Here is a 19,455-nt window from a genome sequence, read left to right on the forward strand (position 1 = left end):
ACTGACGGTCTCCCTCTGCTCCTTCGCCGCCCTCTGCGTCCTGCTCCACGCCCCGATGGCCGATCTGCTGGTCTACCGGGCCGAGGGCGAAGCCGTGGTCCACGGCGGTGATCTGTACGGCTTCACGGTCACCGAATGGCGGCTGCCGGCGACGTATCCGCCCTTCGCGGCGGTCCTGTTCGTCCCGACGACCTGGATCCCCGTCCCGGCCCTGAAGGTGGCGTTCCTCGCGGGCAACGCGCTCCTGCTCGCCCGGCTCGTCGCCCTCTCCGCCCGCCTGGCCGGCCGCACGGCACCCCTCCCGCTGCTGTGCGCGGCCACGGGGCTCGCCCTCTGGCTGGAGCCGGTCTCCCAGACGCTGCTCTTCGGTCAGGTCAACCTGGCGATCGCCTGCCTGGTCCTGTGGGACCTGACCCGTCCGCCCGGTGCCCGTGCCAAGGGCCTGGCCCTCGGTATCGCGGCGGGCGTCAAACTCACTCCGGCGATCTTCATCGCCTACCTGTTCCTCACCGCGCGCAGAAAGGAGGCGGCCACCGCGACGGCGTCCTTCGCCGGCACGGCCCTGTCCGGCGCTCTTCTCCTGCCCTCGGCCACCGTGGACTTCTGGACGCGGCGCGTGTTCGAGACCGGCCGGGTCGGCAAGGCCTGGATCATCGACAACCAGTCGCTCCAGGGCCTGATCGCCAGGGTGGCAGGCACGGAGACACCGGGCCTGGCCTGGACCCTCCCGGCAACCGCACTCGCGGCGACGGGCCTGTGGCTGGCGACCCGCGCCCGCGCCCCCCGCTCCGACCGCTGGGGCATCCTGCTCACCGCGTTCACGGCCCTGCTGGCCTGCCCGATCAGCTGGTCCCACCACTGGGTGTGGTGCGTGCCCCTGCTGGCGGTCCTCCTGGCCGAGGGCCGGATGCTCCTCGCGGCCACGACGGCACTCGTGTTCACGGCACGCACGATGTGGCTGGTACCCCACGAGGGCGACCGCGACCTGCACCTGCCGTGGTGGCAGCAGCCGCTCGCATCGCCGTACCCGCTTCTCGGACTGGCCCTGCTGGCGGGCGCCGCGGTCGTCCTGCGAAGGCGCGGCGCCGCCCTGCCGGCCCGGCCCGGCAACCCCCTGCCGAGCGCTCGTCAGCCCTCCGCGAGGAGCTCGTCGGCGTCCATGATGCGGTAGGCGTACCCCTGCTCCGCCAGGAAGCGCTGCCGGTGGGCGGCGAAGTCCTGGTCGATGGTGTCGCGGGCGACGACCGAGTAGAAGTGGGCCTTGTGGCCGTCGGCCTTCGGGCGGAGGACGCGGCCGAGGCGCTGGGCCTCCTCCTGGCGGGAGCCGAAGGTGCCCGACACCTGGATGGCGACCGTCGCCTCCGGCAGGTCGATGGAGAAGTTGGCGACCTTCGAGACGACCAGCACGCTGATCTCGCCCTCGCGGAAGGCGTCGAAGAGCTTCTCGCGCTGGGCGTTGGAGGTCTCGCCCTTGATGACGGGGGCGTTCAGGTGCTCGCCCAGCTCGTCGAGCTGGTCGATGTACTGGCCGATCACGAGGATCTGCTGCCCCGCGAAGCGCTTCACGATCGCCTCCGTGACCTTCCGCTTGGTCGCGGTGGTCGCACAGAAGCGGTACTTCTCCTCGGTCTCGGCGGTGGCGTACGCCAGCCGCTCCGAGTCCGTCAGGTTCACCCGCACCTCCACGCAGTCCGCGGGTGCGATGTAGCCCTGCGCCTCGATCTCCTTCCACGGAGCGTCGAACCGCTTGGGCCCGATGAGGGAGAACACGTCCGATTCCCGGCCGTCCTCGCGCACGAGGGTGGCCGTCAGCCCCAGCCGCCGGCGCGCCTGCAGATCGGCGGTGAACTTGAAGACAGGAGCCGGCAGCAGATGGACCTCGTCGTAGACGATCAGGCCCCAGTCGCGGGAGTCGAAGAGTTCGAGGTGCGGGTAGACGCCCTTCCGCCGGGTCGTGAGGACCTGGTACGTGGCGATCGTGACGGGCCGGATCTCCTTCCGCGTCCCGCTGTACTCCCCGATCTCGTCCTCGGTGAGACTCGTCCGCTTCACCAGCTCGTGCTTCCACTGCCGGGCCGAGACGGTGTTGGTGACGAGGATCAGGGTCGTCGACTTGGCCTGCGCCATGGACCCGGCGCCGACCAGCGTCTTCCCGGCACCGCAGGGCAGGACGACGACGCCGCTGCCGCCGTGCCAGAAGTTCTCCACGGCCTGCTTCTGGTACGGCCGCAGCGCCCAGCCGTCCTCGGCGAGCTCGATCGGGTGGGCCTCCCCGTCCACGTATCCGGCGAGGTCCTCGGCGGGCCAGCCCAGCTTCAGCAGGGTCTGCTTCATCTGCCCGCGCTCGGAGGGGTGCACGGCGACGGTGTCCGGGTCGATCCGGGCGCCGACCAGCGGGGCGATCCGCTTGGAGCGCAGGATCTCCTCAAGGACCGGCCGGTCGGTGGTGGTGAGCACCAGCCCGTGCGCGGGGTGCTTGCTGAGCGTCAGCCGCCCGTACCGGTCCATCGTCTCGGCGATGTCGACCAGCAGCGCGTGCGGCACCGGATAGCGGCTGTACTCGACCAGGGCGTCCACAACCTGCTCGGCGTCGTGCCCGGCCGCCCGCGCGTTCCACAGCCCCAACGGGGTCACCCGGTAGGTGTGGATGTGCTCCGGTGCCCGCTCCAGCTCGGCGAAGGGCGCGATCGCACGACGGCAGTCGTCGGCACGCTCGTGGTCGACTTCCAGGAGCAGGGTCTTGTCGGATTGGACGATCAGCGGACCATTCACGCGCGGCACCCTTTCCCTTCGGCTCGTGCGGCCATCGCCATGGCGGCCATCGTCACGGGCCAAAGTTCCAGTCTGCCTCATACGCGAACGATCACCTTCGCCACTGGACGGAACGTGCACCGCCCGTGCCCCGTCTTTGAGGGTGTCTGATCGTTCGGTGCAACCTTGGGTCCGTTTCGGGTGTCATGTCCGAGGGAGCCGCGGATACGCGTGGCTCGGTGGGGAGGTTGGGGTGACGTCCGTACGCATCTGGGGACCCGGCGCGGGGGCCGTGGTGGTGCTGGTGGCGACCGGGGTGTGGGCGCGCGGGTCCAGCGCCGTGGACGCCGGTCTGTGGGCCGAGATACGCCCCGCGGTCGAGGCACGGCTGGTGACGCAGGCGACCGGCTCCGGGTACGCGGAGACCGATGAGCCCGCGCTCAGGTCACGCTGGTTCTGCCGGGCGGAGGCCCTGGAGCTGGAGGAGAGCGGGGGCCGGGTGCGGGCCGGCGTCGACACGCTGTGCCTGGAGTACGGCGCCCACGGCAGCACCCTGGTGGAGTGCAGCGGCACGCAGACACCGCAGGTGGTGCGGCTGGAGCGGGACCCGGCGAACGGCGGCTTCCGGGTGGTCTCCGAGGAGGAGCCGCCGGACGGTGAGGGCTACGGGGAGTGGGAGGAGAGCCACTTCAGCCACTATGCGGCGTCCCGCCTCGACCGGCCGATGGGGTCCACCGGCCTGGAGACCGCGGCCCGCACCCACTTCGGCCTGTCGGCCGACGCACCGGTACGGGACTGCTGACGCTCCGCTGGAAGCGCCGCGGGTGCCGGGGTGGGTCGTCGTTCGGCTGCGGCGCCGTCGTGGCTGGTCGCGCAGTTCCCCGCGCCCCTTCGGGGGCGCTGCCGAGCCGCTCACTCCTCCGCGAGTTCGGCCACGCCCGTTACGCGGTGCAGGGGGTAGGTGCGTACCTCGTCGGCCGTGTGGTCGTACGCCGTGACGAAGCCGCCCTCGACGCGGACGGGGGCGATGACGCGCTGGGTGGCGGTGCCCTCGGCGTTGACGTAGCCGATCCAGACGGTGTCGCCGGTGAGGACGGCTGCCTGCATGGTGGCGAGGGTCTCGGCGGGGGTGGTGCGGGGGAGTTCGCCGCCCCTGACGGCGGCGCCGGTGGACTTGCGCGGGGTGGTGGCGGCGAGGTCGCCGGCGCGGATCGCGCGGATCGCCGCCGCGAGGAGGGTGGAGTCCGGTGGTGGCGGGCCGTCCGGGACCGGCTCGGGGGCCGTGCGCGGCGGGGTGCGGTGCGCGTGGGCGCGGGTGATCAGGACATCGCCCTCGGCGGACTCGGCGGCGGGCGCGTAGCCCATCGCGCGCAGGCCCTCCAGGAGGGCGGCCGGGTCGGCCTGGGTGGCGAGCACCGTCGGGGCCAGGCGGCGCAGAAGCAGCCCCGACGCCCGCTTGTCGGCCATGATCTCGTTCAGGACGGTGTCGTCGTCGCAGCGGACGTACGCCGAGGCCGCGCCCACCCGGAGATGGCCGTGCCTGCGGGCCACGTCGTCGATCAGGTAGGCGAGCGGCTGCGGGATCGGTGTGCGGGAGTGCTCGGCGAGGAAGGCGTGCAGGTCGGAGGCGGTGCGGCCGGCGTCCAGGGCGCGACGGACGGAGGCCGGCGTGAAGCGGTAGACCGTGGCGCCGCCCTTCGACTCGACGTCGGCGAGGACGCCCAGCGCGTCCGCGAGCGGGCGGCGCAGCGGGCCCGGGGCGACCGCCGTCAGGTCGGCCTGGAGCAGCACGTGGTCGAGGGGCTCGGGGAGGAGCGGGGCGAGCAGCCGGCCGGCGGTCGCGGCGGCGACGGCCTGCTCGGGCGTCGAGAGGGGAGCGGGGGCGGGGAAGCCGGGGGCGGGATGGTGATGGTGCACGGGGAGCTTGTCGCCGGGGCCGGTGGGCTGCGTGGACGAAGCAGCCTTCGCCGCGGACCCGGATCCGGACCCGGGCCCAGACCCGGCTGAGGCAGCGGCAGTGGCTGCGGGAGCGGCCGGTGCGCCGAGGAGTGCGCGGCCGTGCGCCGACAGCGCCCCGCGTCCCGTCACGCCCAGCAGCTCGGCCTCCGACAGGGTCCAGCGGGCCAGCCGGCCGCGCAGGTCGTCGTCGCGCTGCTGGGGGCCGCGCAGCGGGCGTTCCCAGCGCAGCCGGGCCAGCACCGAGTCGGCGGCCGGGGCGGTGCCCTCCGGGAGCGCGGCGAGAAGGGTCAGCACCCGGTGCCGTACCTCGGGCGCGGCGGAGCGGTCGAGGCCGGGGCCGAGCGCCGACAGGGCGCGGTCCTTGGCGTCCCGGCCGCCGACCAGGCCGGAGGTGCGGGTCGCGGTCAGCCAGGCCTCCGCCAGCTGGGCCCAGCGTTCGGCCGACGGCCGGTCCAGCCACTCGTCGTAGGCGGGGGTGGCCGCGTACCGCTCGTCGGCCTCGCCATCGGAGGCGAGCAGCCCGGCCGCGTACGCCAGCTCGACCCAGAAGGCGGCGATCGGTTCGGGCAGGTCCAGGGCGACGGCCGTCCGCTTGAGGTCCCGGACGCTCAGGCCACCGGCCCGCAGCACCGCAGGACCGCCCTCGTCCCAGTCCTTCAGCAGCTCCTCGACGGTGGCGAGGGCGGTGTACGCCTGTCCGGCCGCGGTCGCGTCCACAACCTGTGGACGGTGGACCGCCCCCGGCTCGACGGCCGGAGGCACGGGCTCCGGTTCGCGGTGCGCCCGGCCCTCGCGCAGGTGCAGGGCGACCTCGCGGGGGAGGACCACCGTGCCGGGCGCGGTCGGCAGCAGCAGGCCGCGGTCGAGGAGCCAGCGCAGGTGGGCGGCCGGTTCGGGCGTGATCTGGCCGTACGGCGGCCCCCAGACCAGCCGGGAGAGGACCTCGCGGGACTCGGCGGGCGCGGCGGCGAGCAGCTTCGCCATCTTCTTCCGGTGCCCGAACAGCTTGGTGAGCGCGTCCACCGCGGACACCGGGTCGTGCGTGGAGGGCAGCCCGGCGGCGGCGACGAGCTCCTGGATCCGGCCCGGCGACATCCCCGAGGTGGCCTCCCGCACGGTCGGGCCGAGACCGGTCGGCGAGGGATGCTGCGGGGACGGGGCGAGCACCTCGCGCGCGGTCCGCACCAGCCGCAGCCGGTCGTCGTCACCCCACACCAGCGCCTGGTCGCGGAGCGCGGCGACGGCACGCGGCAGCTCGCCGGCGACGACCGGATCCCCGCCGTCACCGGCCATCAGGCCCAGCAGCTCCTGGTACGACGCCGGGTCGCCGGCCACCGCCAGCGCTTCCGCGGTCTGCAGGGCGAAGCGGTCCAGGCGTTCCAGGGCACGCAGCACCGAGGCGCGGGTGCCGGCCCGGGTGGCCAGCTGGGTGAGGTCGGTGGGGACGGGGGTGATGAGGTCGGGGCGGGCACGCAGCAGTACGGCCAGGGAGGCGTCGTCCCTGGCGCGAAGCGCCTCCGCGAGGGAACGCGGCGGGGTGGCCGGGTTGCTCATCCGACCCACGGTAGCGGGTGCGGGGCGGACACCGGGATCACCTGTCCCCCGGCCGTTTCTGTGTAAGGGGCAGCCGCCGGGCGAACGGGACGTTTCGCAGATGTCCTCCGAATGAATTTCAGCGGGAGGATCGCGGCAGCCGTGGCAACACTCGGCACCCGCTCGTCACCCCGGGCTCCCTGGCAACCGCGCGACGTCGACGACGGCAACAACGCGGCGAGGCAAGGCGATTCGGGGGATGCGGTCGTGAGAACGCTCGGCGTCGAACTCAATTCCAACAACGTCGTCGCGATCTTCAGCGTCGTGATCCCGGTACTGGCGTTCGTGTGGGAGTTCGTCGTCATCCGCCGCAAGCGGCTCGGCTACCGCCTGCAGATGGACACCCTGGCCACGGACACCGCGCACGCGCCGAGCGCCGACGTGCTGGCGCGGATGCGGGACGACGGGCACGAGCTGGTGGAGCCGTCGTTCGTGCTGGTGCGGATCGAGAACGCCGGCTGGCGGGAGATCGTCTCCGGCGACTACCTCACCCCGCCCGACGACAAGACCGGCATCCGCGTGCTGTTCCGGGACCGCCGGGTCGTCGGCATGGCCGTGACGGAACTCAGCCAGCCCACCCTCCGCCATTTCTTCGTCACCACCCGCGACGGCAGGACCCAGGAGACCGACGGCTTCGGGAAGGACTGGGAGGACGGCTTCGGCGTCATCCGGCTGCCCAAGGTGACGCTGAACCCCGGCGCCCACTACAAGATCCTGGCGGTGCTGGAGCGCCGGGGCGGCAGCGCGCACGCGCCCTTCCCGGCGCCGGAGTTCCAGGCCGCGGTGACCGGGGGCATGGACCACTCCTTCGCCTGGGTCCGCTGGCTGGCCCGCCTCAAGCTGGCCCACACCGAGAGCCACACCTTCGCCTCCAGGCCCGCGGTGGGCGGTCTGGCCCTGCTGGCGGCGGCGGTCCTGGTCCAGGCGAGCCTGACCCTGTTCTTCCCCGCCAAGCCCGCCCCGCTGGACTGCGTCGGCGGCACGCTGCACCTGTCGGGCTCGACCGCGTTCGCGCCCGCGGTGACGGCGGCGGCCAGGCAGTACACGAAGCTGTGCGCGGCCAAGGGGGCCGACATCCCCATCGACGACGGCACCTTCCAGAGCAGCACGGACGGCCTCACCACGCTCCAGCAGGCCGGCAAGGCCGCCGGGATCAAGGGCAACAAGGGGCTCGGCGACCACGTCACCTTCACCGACGGCCCGGCCGAGGGCAACCACGCCCAGCTGCTGCCCCGGCCGGTGGTCTACTCCCTGTTCACCCTCGTCGTGAACGAGGACACGAACGTCCGCAACCTCTCCCTCCAGCAGATCCGCGGCATCTACGCGGGGAAGATCAAGAACTGGTCCCAGGTGGGCGGCCACGACGTCCCCGTCCACCTCGTCAACCGCCACCGCGGCTCCGGCACCCGCAACGCCCTCGAACAGCAGGTCCTCGCGGGCAAGTCGGTACCCGAGGGCGACGTCAACGACTGCGCGGCCCTGGACCCCGGCAAGTACGGCGTCTGCGAAGTCACCACCACCGACAGCCTGCTGGACACCGTGAGCGCCGACCCCGGCGGCCTCGGCTACAGCGAGGTCAGCAGCGTGCCGGCCGGCAACCTGGTCAAGCTGGACATCGGCGATATGCCGCCCACCCTCGAAGGGGTCGAGCAGGGCACGTACCCGTACTGGCAGACCGAGTATGCCTACACCTACGGCGAACCGCCCGCCGGCTCCCTCGCCGCCTTCCTGCGCTACCTCACCGACCAGGGCGGCAAGGACATCCTGCGCGAGTACGGCAACCGCCCCTGCTCGGAGACCCGCTACCCGCTGGTGTGCCGGCCGACATGAGCCGTGGCCTGCGCTACCGTCGTTCCGACGGGGTAATCCAAGGCAACGCACCGGCCCCGGAGGGGACTTCGTGGGTATCGAGAGCGATCAGGTCGTCTACGAGTATCTGAGCCGCGTCGGGGACATCGCGCACCAGCGCCAGTTGTCGTCGGCCGAGCGGATGCGGCTGGTCTCCGGGCTGCGCAACGACATCGACCGGCAACGGGCGAAGTCGACCGTCGACAGCCCCGCCGCGGTACGGCGCATCCTGGACCGGCTGGGCACGCCCGACGAGGTCGTAGAGGCGGCGGGGGGTACGGCGGGCAGCGCGCCCCAGTCGCCGTCGGCGGCCGCGGTCCCCGCCCAGCGGGACGCGGCACCGCCCTCGCGGCCCGAGGATCTGCGCCGCGTCGTACCGCGCCCCCGGCCCGCGGAGCCGGGCGATTCGGCACCGCCACCCGACTGGTGGCGGGTGGACAGCAGCCCGTTCGGGGACGGGGACGGCGTGCCGGGGTTCGTGGGCGGGGTGGAGATCCCCGAACTGCTCAGCAGGCCGCGGTTCCGGAAGGCGGAGCCGGAGGACGAGCCGGGGGAGCCGGTGGAGGCGGCGGCGGCTCCCGTAGTGGAGGAGGCCGAGCCGTCGGGACGACGCCGGATCCGCGTCGTCCCCCGCCCTGGGGCCGGCTGGAGCAACCCCCTCCTCCTGCTCGCCGCCGCCGCGCTCGTCGTGGGCGCGGTGCTCGGCAACTGGTTCGCGCTCGTCCTCGGCTGGGCCATCGCCTACGGCTCCCGGCGGCTCACCCCGGCGGAGACGAAGCTGGCGGTGATATGGGTGCCGGGGCTGTCCGTCGCGGCCGGCCTTGTGTGGCTGTGGGGGCGCAGCGCCGGGCGGTGGGGCGCGCCGATCGCCCAGGGGCAGATGAGCGGTGCGGTGGGGGAGACGTGGCCGTGGGTGGTACGGGGCGCTGCGCTGGCCTCGGCCGTGTTCGTGGTGTGGCGGTCGCAGAGGTCGCGGTAGGGGGGGGGCGGCGGGCGGGCGGTGCGTTGTCTGCCGCGGGCCGGTGGGGGCTGGCCGCGCCCACGCGGCGGAGCCGCAAATCAGATACAGCCCCGCGCCCCTTACGGGCGCTGCCCAGCCGCGTCCTACGCAGCCGCGGGCGGCCGTGTCAGCTACTCAGCTGCGGGCAGGCGTGCCGCAGGGCGGCACGGGTGGGCGCTGGGGGTCCCCCCGGCCGAAGGCTGGGGGAGGCACCCTGCCAGCGCCGGTAAGCGTCCCCACCCCCCCCGGCCCCAGCCCCTGCCCACCCGCGCACCCTGCACAATGGCCCATATGGCCCATATGACTTCTCGCCGCCCGCTCACCGTCGGCTTCGATCTCGACATGACCCTCATCGACTCCCGCACGGGCATCCGCGCCGCCTACCTGGCGCTCGCCGAGCGGACCGGGACGTACATCGATGCCGATCTGGCGATCACCCGGCTGGGGCCGCCGCTCGCCGAGGAGCTGATCCACTGGTTTCCGGCCGAGCGGATCGCGGAGGTGAGTGATCTGTACCGGGCCATGTACCCGGAGATCGCCATCGCGGCGACTCCCGCCATGCCGGGTGCGCGGGAGGCGATCGCCGCCGTGCGGGCGGCAGGCGGGAAGAGCGTGGTGGTCACCGCGAAGTACGAGCCCAACGCGAAGCTGCACCTCAGCCACCTCGGCATAGTCCCGGACGCCGTCGTCGGCGACCTGTGGGCCGAGCAGAAGGCGGTGGCGCTGCGCGAGCACGGCGCGGGCGCGTACGTCGGCGACCATGTCGGAGACGTACGCGGGGCGCGCAAGGCGGGAGCCCTGTCGGTGGCGGTGGCCACCGGGCCCTGCGATGCGGAGGAGCTGCGTGCGGCCGGTGCCGACGTGGTGCTCGGCGACCTCACCGAGCTGCCCGCCTGGCTGGCCGGCTACCGCGAGGACGGCTACCGGGAGGACGCCTCCCGCGCCTGACGGCGTCCGGCCGCGACCGACTGGAGCACTCCGGCGCCCGCGACCAGGAAGCCGACGCCCATGAGCATGCTCAGCAGGTACATGTACGTCGGAAAAGGCTTCGCACCGAGGAACAGCGGTATCACGGTGACGAGTGTGGCCACCGTACCGATGAAGAAGACCACGGCACCGGCGCGGATCAGTCGGTCACCGGGCCCGGCGGAATTCGCTTGGGTTTTGTCACGCACTCGACCAGGGTAGTTCCCTGCCCGAAGGAACAACCGGGCGACGTCTTGTCACGCGCCCGAAGACCATTAGCCTTGGTACCGGCGGGTCGTGGTCGACCCGCCCGAGTGCTATCAAGAGCCGTTCCAGAGCTGTTGCATTCAGAAGTTTCCCGAGCAGTTTCCGACGAGATACGAGGACGAGGACAGACGTGCCTACCGGCAAGGTCAAGTGGTTCAACAGTGAGAAGGGCTTCGGCTTTCTCTCCCGCGACGACGGCGGTGACGTCTTCGTCCATTCCTCGGTTCTCCCCGACGGGGTCGACGCACTCAAGCCGGGCCAGCGCGTGGAGTTCGGCGTCGTCGCCGGTCAACGCGGTGACCAGGCACTGTCGGTGGTCCTGCTCGATCCCACTCCGTCGGTCGCCGCCGCCCAGCGCAAGAAGCCGGACGAGCTGGCCTCGATCGTGCAGGATCTGACGACCCTGCTCGAAAACATCACGCCGATGCTGGAGCGCGGCCGTTACCCGGACAAGGCCGCCGGATCGAAGATCGCCGGGCTGCTGCGCGCGGTCGCCGACCAGCTGGACGTGTAGCCGCGCAAGAGACATACGCGTCTCGGAAGCGTCTCGCGCAAGCGGGTAAGTCCCGTGCGTTTTTTCAGGGGAAATCGAGTGCGTGCGGGCCGAGGGGCGGTACGAGTCCCTCGGCCGCCGCGCGGGTGAGCAGTCCGCGTACCGCCGCGTAACCGTCCTCGCCGAGTTCCGAGGTGAACTCGTTGACGTAGAGCCCGATGTGCTGGTCGGCGACGGCCGGGTCCATCTCCTGGGCGTGGGCCATGACATACGGCCGGGAGACCTCGGGATCGTCCCAGGCCGCGTGGACGGAGGCGCGGATCGAGTCGGCGAGGCGGGTGAGCGTCTCGGTGCCCAGGGAGCGCTTGGCGATGATCGCGCCCAGCGGGATCGGCAGGCCCGTCGTGTTCTCCCAGTGCTCGCCCATGTCCGCGAGCTTGTGCAGGCCGTAGTTCTGGTACGTGAAGCGCGCCTCGTGGATCACGAGCCCCGCGTCGACCTTCCCGTCCCGCACCGCCGGCATGATCTCGTGGAAGGGCATGACCACGATCTCGCCCACGCCACCGGGAAGGGTGTCGGCGGCCCAGAGGCGGAACAGCAGGTACGCCGTCGACCTCTCGCTCGGTACCGCGACCGTACGGCCGGTGAGGTCCGTCCCCGCCTCCCGGGTCAGCACCAGCGGCCCGCAGCCCCGCCCCAGCGCGCCCCCGCAGGGCAGCAGGGCGTACTCGTCGAGGACGTAGGGCAGGACGGCGTACGACACCTTCAGCGCGTCCGACTCGCCGCGCTCGGCCATGCCGTTGGTGATGTCGATGTCCGCGAAGGTCACGTCGAGGGCGGGCGCGCCCGGGACGCGGCCGTGGGCGAGGGCGTCGAAGACGAAGGTGTCGTTCGGGCAGGGCGAGTACGCGATGCGCAACGAGTCAGCGGTGGTCATGTGGGTTCCAACTCTCCAGGGCGGGCACGAGCTTCCCGAAGGCCTCGGTCAGGGCGGCCAGGGCGTCGCCGATGCGCCAGGCGGCACGGTCGCGGGGGCCGACGGGGTTGGAGACCGCACGTATCTCCAGCACGGGCACGGCGTGTGCGGCGGCCGCCTCGGCGACGCCGAAGCCCTCCATGGCCTCGGCGAGGGCACGGGGGTGCCGGGCCAGCAGTTCGGCCGCGCGGGCGGCTGTTCCGGTCACCGTGGAGACGGTGAGTACCGCTCCGAGGTGAGCTCCGACAGCCTGGGCCGTCACTCGTACGAGTGAATTTGGCGGACGGTGGCTGACGGTCCCGAAGCCAAGTTCGGTGACCGGCAGAAATCCGTCGGCCGTCTCGGCACCCAGGTCGGCCACGGTGATCTCGTCGGCGACGACCAGGGAGCCGACGGGCGCCATCGGCTGGAAACCGCCGGCGATCCCGGCGGAGACGACCAGCGAGTAGGGGCGGCCGTCGAGGGCGGCGGCGGTGAGGGCGGTCGCGGTGCCGGCGGCGGCCGGGGCCGGTCCGACCCCGGCGGCGAGGAGGTCGTACCCCGCGCGGGTGCGGTGCAGCAGGGCCGAGCCCGGCAGCCGTACCTCGGTCGTCCCGTCCGGGAACGCCCTGGCCACCGCATCCCGTTCGGCCGGGACCGCGGTGGCTACGAGGACGCGTGCGGCGGACGTGGTCAGGCGTCCTTCTTGAGCTTGAAGGACCACAGGCCCAGCACCGACTTGTCGCCCTCCTTGATGGAGACGAGGGTCGAGTCGCCGGAGGCGCCGTACTGGGCGTTGAAGAACACGCTGCCCGGGATGGTGCGGTAGGTCTTGGTGCTGGAGTCCGTGAGCGCCTGACCGTTCATCAGGATCGTCCAGCCGTTGTCCGCGATCTTCGGGTCGACGCCGAAGCGGACCGTGTCGTCCGGGTCCACCTTGATGGACTTGATACCGGTGTCCTTCAGGCACTTGGTGAGGGAGGCCGTGTCCAGGGCCTTGCCGTCGTTGTAGCAGGTGGCCTCGGAGTTGACCGAGTTCGTGCCGACGGTGATCGTGGCGATCGGGGACGGCTTGTCACAGGCCGACAGGACGAGCAGTCCGGCGGAAACGGCGCCGGCGGCGGCGACGACGCGGCGGCGTCGCGAGCGGGAGTGCAGCGTGGTCATGGCCGAAGGCTATCGGGCACTCTCGGCCGTCTCCCCATGTGGGGTACGGCGTGCCCGGTTCGTTACGCCACTCGCGGTCTGGGGTGGGTGCCGTGCCGGGCGGAGCCGAGCAGACCGCGCAGGGTGGCCAGCCAGCCGACGGCCACGATCACCGCGGCCACCACCAGTCCCAGGGTGCCGTTCAGCGGCATCACGATGCCCACCGCGCCGCCGAACACCCAGGCCACCTGGAGCAGTGTCTCCGAACGGGCGAACGCGGACGTGCGCACCAGCTCCGGCACGTCCCGCTGGATCAGCGCGTCCAGGGACAGCTTGGCCAGCGCCTGCCCGAAACCGGCCACGGCCGCCAGCACCGCCACCAGGAAGGCGCCGAAGAAGAGGGCCGCGACGATCGCCGTACCCAGCACCAGGGCCACCGCCGCCACGATGATGATCTCCGGCGCCCGCGAGCGCAGCCACGACCCCACCGCCGTACCGAGCGCGTTGCCCGCCCCCGCGGCGACCCCCACTATCCCCAGCGACACGGCCGCGCTCTCGCCGGTCAGCGGGTGCTCGCGGAGCAGGAACGCCAGGAAGAAGATCAGGAAGCCCGAGAGGCAGCGCAGGGCGGCGTTGGCGCCGAGGGCGTGGGTGACGGCGGGCCCGACCGTCCGCAGCCCCGGCCGCTTCGCCCCTTTCTGCAGCGGGCCGTGCAGATGCTCCTCGTCGGCGGCGAGCAGCGCCACGTCCTCGCCCTTGGCCGAGTCGACCTTGGGCGGCAGCGAGAAGGAGAGAAACGTCCCGGCAACGAAGATCACGAAGGCGCCGTAGAGCGGCCACGGGTCGCCGACGGCGTGCAGCCCGGCCCCGATCGGGGCGGCGACGCCGGTGGCGAGGAGCCCCGCGAGGGTGACCCGGGAGTTGGCCTTCACCAGCGAGAACCGGGGCGGGAGGAGTCTGGGCACGACGGCGCTGCGCACCACGCCGTACGCCTTCGACGCGACCAGCACCCCGAGCGCGGCCGGGTACAGCTGCAGGCTGCCGCTGGCCACCGCGCCCGAGATGATCAGCGCGAGCAGCGCCCGGGCGAGCATGGCGCCGGCCATCGCGGCCCGGCGGCCGTGCGGGAGGCGGTCGAGGAGTGGGCCGATGACCGGGGCGAGGACGGTGAAGGGCGCCATGGTGATGGCGAGGTAGAGCGCGACGCGGCCGCGGGCCTCGTCGGTGGGCACGGAGAAGAACACGGTGGAGGCGAGGGCGACGGTGACCATCACGTCCCCCGCGCCGTTGACCGCGTGCAGCTCGATCAGTTTCCCCAGCCCGGACTCGCCGGCGCCGTGCGCGTGGGTGGCCTTGCGGATGCCGCGGGCGGTTCCGGTCACCGGGAGGTGCAGGGCACGGCCGACGGAGCGGACGGCACCGCGCATCCGGCCCGCACCGCTACCGACCCCGACGGCGCGTTGGGGTGACCTCGCGGTTGCCACGTGCTTCATAGTGCCCTGAGAGCACAGTTCCTAGTGCACTTTGTGACCAAGCGAGTCGCCCGCGGCTGGATGAGCCACGGCTGGGCAGCGCCCCGTAAGGGGCGCGGGGCCCCAGCTGATATGCGGCTCCGCCGCGTGGGCGCGAGCGACCCCCGCCCACCCGCACCCGAAACACATCCGCACCCACCCCCGTCGGCTCTCCCCTCCCCCGCAGGCATGCCGGACTGTCCCCATCCACCGGCGACGGGGTAGCGTGCCTATCTCAGCCATAGCGCAGAATGGATGGCATAGGTGCGCCCGAGCGCGATCGGACGCGGACGTCGATGCGGCCCACAGGTCCGCTCCGTCCGCCCCACCGCCGGAGGCAACCGCACTCGTGAGACGGCGTAGGAGAGAAGCGATACCTGTGAGCGCAGCGACAACGCGAAGCCGCACCCCCGACCGTCTGTGCGCCGAGGCCGTCGACCTCGCCCGTGGAGCCGCCGAGGAGGCCGCCGCACCGGGGGTGGTCGGCGAGCACGCCGGAGCGGTGGCCGAGGGCGATCGCGTGGTCACGCACTTCTTCGAGTGCAAGGAGCTGGGGTACCGCGGCTGGCGCTGGGCGGTGACGGTGGCCCGCGCCTCCCGCGCCAAGGTCGTCACGCTGGACGAGGTGGTCCTCCTCCCCGGCCCCGACGCCCTCCTCGCCCCCGAGTGGGTGCCGTGGAGCGAGCGGCTGCGCCCCGGCGACATGGGCCCCGGCGACCTGCTGCCCACCGAGGCCGAGGACCTCCGCCTGGAGCCCGGCTACACCGGCGAGGACGAGCCGGAGCCGAACTCCCCGATCTCGGAGGAGATGGAGGAGCTGGCCGAGGCGGAGGACGCCGAGGTCACCGCGGGCACGCCCGCGCACCTGCCGACGGTCCCCTCCCGAGGCACGATCGCCTCGATCGCCGAGGAACTCGGCATGCGCCGCGCCCGGGTCCTGTCCCGCTACGGCCTGCACATCGCCGCCGACCGCTGGGAGGAGTCGTTCGGCGCCAAGACCCCCATGGCCCAGGCGGCCCCCGCGACCTGCGTGAGCTGCGGCTTCCTCACCCCCATCGGCGGCTCCCTCGGCCAGGCCTTCGGCGTCTGCGCCAACGAGTTCTCCCCGGCCGACGGCCGGGTCGTCTCCCTCTCCTACGGCTGCGGCGGCCACTCGGAGGCCGCCGTCATGCCGAAGACCCCCCAGCCGGCCCCGCCGGTCATCGACGAGACACGCGTCGACCCCTTCCCGCTCCGCCCCGCCTCCGACTCCGGTTCGGTACCGGCGACGGAGGACGAGACATCGGCGGAACTGGGCCACTCGTAGCGGGCCGGACGCCCCGTCAGCCCTCGGACGGCGGGCCGCTCTTGCTCTCGCGGAGCGGCAGGCCGCCCGCTGGGAGGCCGGGAATCCTGCCCGCCGAGGTACGACAGGGGCGCCGGGCCGAGATTCAGCAGGGATCCGGCTGAGCGCTCGGCCGGATGTGCCGCGATGTGTCGTCGTTCGGTTGCGGCGTCGTTGTGGCTGGTCGCGCCCACGCGGCGGTAGCCGCACATCGAATACCGCCCTGCGCCCCTTTCGGGACGCTTCCGCGAGCCGCGACTCCCTCGCGCCCACGCGGCGGCAGTCGCACATCCGAGCAGGACGATTGGCGCGGAGCGGGATTGTCGGTGACCGCTCGGCGCCGGGCGGTGGGCCCGGGCCCTCGCTTCTCGGCCGACCGGGTCGGGTGGACGGGCGGGTGACCCCCCGGCGCGCGGTACCTTCGTCCTCACGTCGACTTGGAGAGTGAACGTGAGCAAGTTCGTGCGGCCCGCCGCCGAGGGCGCCGACCCCTTCGGCACCGCCCGCCTGCGCCGCGGTGTCCTCGACGCGTGGGCCACCAGCCCCGCCCGGTTCCGGGAAGATGCAAACGCCGAGGAGGACCTCGTCCTCGGGGGGTACCGGGACCGGCTCGTCGTGGAGCTCGCGCAGAACGCCGCCGACGCGGCCGCCCGCGCCGGTGTCCCCGGCCGGTTCCGGCTCACCCTCCGCGACGGCGTCCTGTTCGCCGCCAACACCGGCGCCCCGCTGGACGCGGCCGGTGTCGAGTCCCTCTCCACCCTGCGCGCCTCCGCGAAGCGGGGGGACAACGAGGGGGCCGTGGGGCGGTTCGGCGTGGGGTTCGCCGCGGTGCTGGCCGTCACGGACGAGCCCGCGGTCGTCGGGCGGCACGGCGGGGTCCGCTGGTCCCTCGCCGAGGCCCGCGAACTGGCCGAGGAGACCGCCCGGCACAGCCCGGGGCTGGGGGACGAGATCCGTCGGCGGGACGGTCATGTCCCCCTCCTCCGGCTCCCGTTCGCCGCCGAGGGCACCGCCCCGGACCCGTACGACACGGTCGTGATCCTGCCGCTGCGGGACACGGCCGCCACCGATCTCGCCGAGCGGCTCCTCGACGCCGTGGACGACGCCCTGCTCCTCGCCCTCCCCGGCCTTGAAGAGGTCGTGGTGGAGAAGGACACCGTACGGACGCTGCGCCGCCGCACCGACGGCGCGCTCACCGTCGTAGAGGATTCGCAGGAGGGTACGACCAGCTGGCGTACCGTCTCCGCGCACGGCCCGCTCACCCCCGACCTGCTCGTCGACCGGCCGGTCGAGGAGCGGCTGCGGCCGCACTGGTCGCTGACCTGGGCCGTGCCCACGGACGGCCAGGGCGCCCCCGACCGGCCGCGCACCGCCGCCGTCGTCCACGCCCCCACCCCGAGCGACGAGCCCCTCGGGGTGCCCGCCCTGCTCATCGCCTCCTTCCCCCTCGACACCACCCGCCGGCACGCCGCCCCCGGCCCGCTCACCGACTTCCTGGTGCAGCGCGCGGCCGACGCGTACGCCGAACTCCTCGCCGACTGGCGGCCGGTGGGGGAGGGGATCATCCACCTGGTGCCCGGCCCGCTCGGCAAGGGCGAGCTGGACGGCGCGCTGCGCCAGGCGATCCTGGAGCGGCTGCCGCGCACCGCGTTCCTGCCGCCCGCCGTCGAGGCCGGCGACGACAGCGAACTGCCCGAGGCGCTGCGGCCGCGTGACGCCGAGATCGTGGAGGGGGCGGGTGCCGACACGGTCCGCGTGCTCGCCGAGGTCCTCCCGACCATCCTGCCCGCCGGTCTCGAACGCCGAGTCGAACTGCGGACGCTGTCCGTCGCCCGGCTGCCGCTCGCCGACGCCGTCGACCGCCTGGCCGGTCTGGAGAAGGACCCGGACTGGTGGTGGCGGCTCTACGACAGCCTCGCGGGTGTCGACCCGGACCGGCTCTCCGGCCTGCCGGTGCCGCTCGCGGACGGGAGGACCACCATCGGTCCCCGTCAGGTGCTCCTCCCCACCCCGGACGCGACGGCCAGCGACCCCGAGGTGCTCGCCCGGCTCGGTCTCAAGGTCGCCCATGAGGACGCCGCCCACCCGCTCCTGGAGAAGCTCGGCGCCCTGCCCGCGTCCCCACGGGCGGTCCTCACCACCCCGCAGGTGCGGGCCGCCGTGGCCGCCTCCCTGGACGACGACGGAGGCGTGAACTGGGAGGAGGACGTCCCGGACGCCGAGGAGCTGGCGGACACCGTGCTCGCGCTGGTGCGGGACGCCGGCCTGGAGCCCGGTGACGAGCCGTGGCTGGGCGCGCTGGCACTCCCGGACGAGGACGGCGAGTTGGCCCCGGCCGGTGAACTCGTCTTCCCCGGCAGCTCCTTCGCCCGCATCATCCGCGAGGGTGAACTGGCCGCCGTGGACGCCGACCTGGCCGGGAAGTGGGGCGAAGGCCCGCTCGCCGCCTGCGGGGTCCTCGCGAACTTCGCCCTCGTCCGCGCCACCGACGTCGTCCTCGACCCGGACGAACTGGAGCCCCGCGAGGGCGACTTCGCCGAACCCGACGACGCGGGCCTGCTTGACGCCGTCGACGTCTGGTGCGAGGACATCCTCGACCGCTTCCCGGACACGCCCGTGCCTCCGGTCGCCACCGAGCTGATCGCCGTCCGCGACCTCGACCTCGTCGACGAGGAGCACTGGCCCGAGGCCCTCGCCCTGCTCGCCCAGCCGCCCCTGCGCGACGCCCTCACCCAGCCGGTCCGCATCCTGCTCCCCGACGGCACGCACGAGGTCGTACGGCCGTACACCGCGTGGTGGCTGCGCGGGCACCCGGTCCTCGACGGCCGTCGCCCCGCCGGTCTGCTGGCCGCCGGCGGCGACCCGCTGCTGCGCGGCCTCTACGAGGAGGCCGACGCGACCGGCTTCGAGGACGAGCAGGTACTGCGGGCGCTGGGCGTACGGACCTCGGTGGCCGCCCTCCTGGACGAGCCCGGCGGCGCCGCCGAACTCCTCGACCGCCTCGCCGAGCCGGACCGCTCGGTCACCGGCGCCCAGCTGCACGCGCTGTACGGCGCGCTGGCGGACCTGGACCCCGAGCAGGTGACGCTCCCCGACGAGCTGCGGGCGGTGCTCGACGGCCGGGTGGAGGTCGTGGACGCGGCGGACGCGGTGGTCGTCGACTCACCCGATCTGCTGCCCTTCACCTCCGGTGTCCCCCTGCTCCCCGTACGGCCGTCCCGGGCCGCCGAGCTGGCCGAGCTGTTCCAGGTGCGGCGGCTGAGCGAGTCGGTGACGGGGTCGGTGGACTCGGAGGGCACGGAGCACGACGTCCCCGAGCCGGTGCACGTCCTGCTCGGCCCGCGCACCCCGGGGACGTACGTCGAGCACGAGGAACTGGTGGTCGACGGCGTCGAGATCGACTGGCGCCTGACGGGCGACGGCGTCCTGCACGCCGCGACCCTGGAGGGCGTGGCGGCCGGTCTGGCCTGGGCGGCGGGGCAGTGGCCGCGCCGCTTCGAGGTGGCGGCACTGCTGGAGGACCCGTCCCGGACGGAGGAGCTGGCGCGGGACCGCTGGTTCGACTGAGCCGCGGTTCGCAAGGGTCCGCGACAGTTTCCGCGCACAACTTTCAAAACTCGTACAACCTTTGTTCCCCTGCAG

At 73.3% G+C, this 19,455-nt stretch carries 15 protein-coding genes; 8 read left to right on the forward strand and 7 right to left on the reverse strand.

Going from position 1 to position 19,455, the window contains the following annotated elements; translation table 11 throughout:
- Window positions 1-55: 55 nt before the first annotated feature.
- On the forward strand, window positions 56-1,171 hold the full coding sequence (locus KVT45_RS11495) for a glycosyltransferase 87 family protein (RefSeq protein WP_217546842.1): 1,116 nt from the start codon (window positions 56-58) through the stop codon (window positions 1,169-1,171).
- On the opposite strand, the gene KVT45_RS11500 is transcribed toward KVT45_RS11495, so the two are convergent.
- Window positions 1,129-2,772, reverse strand: a complete 1,644-nt coding sequence (locus tag KVT45_RS11500) for a DNA repair helicase XPB (RefSeq protein WP_217546559.1) — start codon at window positions 2,770-2,772, stop codon at window positions 1,129-1,131. The two genes, KVT45_RS11495 and KVT45_RS11500, sit on opposite strands and share 43 nt — an antisense overlap.
- Window positions 2,773-3,004: 232 nt before the next feature.
- On the opposite strand from KVT45_RS11500, the gene KVT45_RS11505 reads away from it, so the two are divergent.
- A complete protein-coding gene (locus KVT45_RS11505; protein ID WP_308310701.1) occupies window positions 3,005-3,553 on the forward strand; it encodes a hypothetical protein in 549 nt (182 codons plus the stop codon).
- Window positions 3,554-3,663: 110 nt separating this feature from the next.
- On the opposite strand, the gene KVT45_RS11510 is transcribed toward KVT45_RS11505, so the two are convergent.
- Entirely contained in the window at window positions 3,664-6,264 is a 2,601-nt protein-coding gene (locus KVT45_RS11510) for a helicase-associated domain-containing protein (protein ID WP_217546561.1), read from the reverse strand.
- A gap of 246 nt (window positions 6,265-6,510) precedes the next feature.
- Here KVT45_RS11510 and KVT45_RS11515 point away from each other — a divergent pair, with 246 nt between their 5' ends.
- From KVT45_RS11515 to KVT45_RS11525, 3 genes are all read left to right on the forward strand, one after another.
- A complete protein-coding gene (locus KVT45_RS11515) occupies window positions 6,511-8,133 on the forward strand; it encodes a substrate-binding domain-containing protein (protein ID WP_308310702.1) in 1,623 nt (540 codons plus the stop codon).
- 70 nt (window positions 8,134-8,203) lie between these two features.
- Window positions 8,204-9,130: a hypothetical protein gene (locus KVT45_RS11520; RefSeq protein ID WP_217546564.1), complete on the forward strand. Its 927-nt coding sequence runs from the start codon at window positions 8,204-8,206 to the stop codon at window positions 9,128-9,130.
- 321 nt (window positions 9,131-9,451) lie between these two features.
- Window positions 9,452-10,099 (forward strand): HAD family hydrolase, encoded by a 648-nt coding sequence (locus KVT45_RS11525; protein WP_217546845.1) that lies wholly within the window; start codon window positions 9,452-9,454, stop codon window positions 10,097-10,099.
- On the opposite strand, the gene KVT45_RS11530 is transcribed toward KVT45_RS11525, so the two are convergent.
- Window positions 10,072-10,326 carry a hypothetical protein gene (locus KVT45_RS11530; RefSeq protein ID WP_133026655.1) on the reverse strand — a complete coding sequence of 85 codons (255 nt, stop codon included), beginning with the start codon at window positions 10,324-10,326 and terminating at the stop codon, window positions 10,072-10,074. The genes KVT45_RS11525 and KVT45_RS11530 overlap by 28 nt on opposite strands.
- Window positions 10,327-10,514: 188 nt before the next feature.
- Here KVT45_RS11530 and KVT45_RS57650 point away from each other — a divergent pair, with 188 nt between their 5' ends.
- Entirely contained in the window at window positions 10,515-10,898 is a 384-nt protein-coding gene (locus tag KVT45_RS57650; RefSeq protein ID WP_089101875.1) for a cold-shock protein, read from the forward strand.
- A gap of 64 nt (window positions 10,899-10,962) precedes the next feature.
- Here the strand turns inward: KVT45_RS57650 and KVT45_RS11540 are convergent, their stop codons facing one another.
- The 4 genes from KVT45_RS11540 to KVT45_RS11555 all read right to left on the reverse strand — a co-directional run bounded on the left by KVT45_RS11540 (window position 10,963) and on the right by KVT45_RS11555 (window position 14,471).
- Window positions 10,963-11,814 (reverse strand): 1,4-dihydroxy-6-naphthoate synthase, encoded by an 852-nt coding sequence (locus KVT45_RS11540; protein WP_217546566.1) that lies wholly within the window; start codon window positions 11,812-11,814, stop codon window positions 10,963-10,965.
- Window positions 11,801-12,556, reverse strand: a complete 756-nt coding sequence (locus KVT45_RS11545; protein ID WP_217546567.1) for a futalosine hydrolase — start codon at window positions 12,554-12,556, stop codon at window positions 11,801-11,803. The genes KVT45_RS11540 and KVT45_RS11545 overlap by 14 nt, the downstream gene beginning before the upstream one ends.
- Entirely contained in the window at window positions 12,526-12,999 is a 474-nt protein-coding gene (locus KVT45_RS11550; protein ID WP_217546569.1) for a DUF2771 domain-containing protein, read from the reverse strand. Before KVT45_RS11550 ends, KVT45_RS11545 begins: the two co-directional genes overlap by 31 nt.
- A 62-nt stretch (window positions 13,000-13,061) precedes the next feature.
- Window positions 13,062-14,471, reverse strand: coding sequence for an MFS transporter (locus tag KVT45_RS11555; RefSeq protein WP_254646600.1), 1,410 nt, complete (start codon window positions 14,469-14,471; stop codon window positions 13,062-13,064).
- A gap of 397 nt (window positions 14,472-14,868) precedes the next feature.
- On the opposite strand from KVT45_RS11555, the gene KVT45_RS11560 reads away from it, so the two are divergent.
- Both KVT45_RS11560 and KVT45_RS11565 read left to right on the forward strand, forming a co-directional pair.
- Entirely contained in the window at window positions 14,869-15,795 is a 927-nt protein-coding gene (locus tag KVT45_RS11560; protein WP_089101879.1) for a DUF3027 domain-containing protein, read from the forward strand.
- Between the two features lie 468 nt (window positions 15,796-16,263).
- On the forward strand, window positions 16,264-19,380 hold the full coding sequence (locus KVT45_RS11565; protein ID WP_217546571.1) for a sacsin N-terminal ATP-binding-like domain-containing protein: 3,117 nt from the start codon (window positions 16,264-16,266) through the stop codon (window positions 19,378-19,380).
- The last annotated feature ends 75 nt before the right edge of the window (window positions 19,381-19,455 follow it).

Source organism: Streptomyces sp. GbtcB6 (assembly GCF_019091475.1).
In the GTDB taxonomy this organism is placed as follows: domain Bacteria; phylum Actinomycetota; class Actinomycetes; order Streptomycetales; family Streptomycetaceae; genus Streptomyces; species Streptomyces hyaluromycini.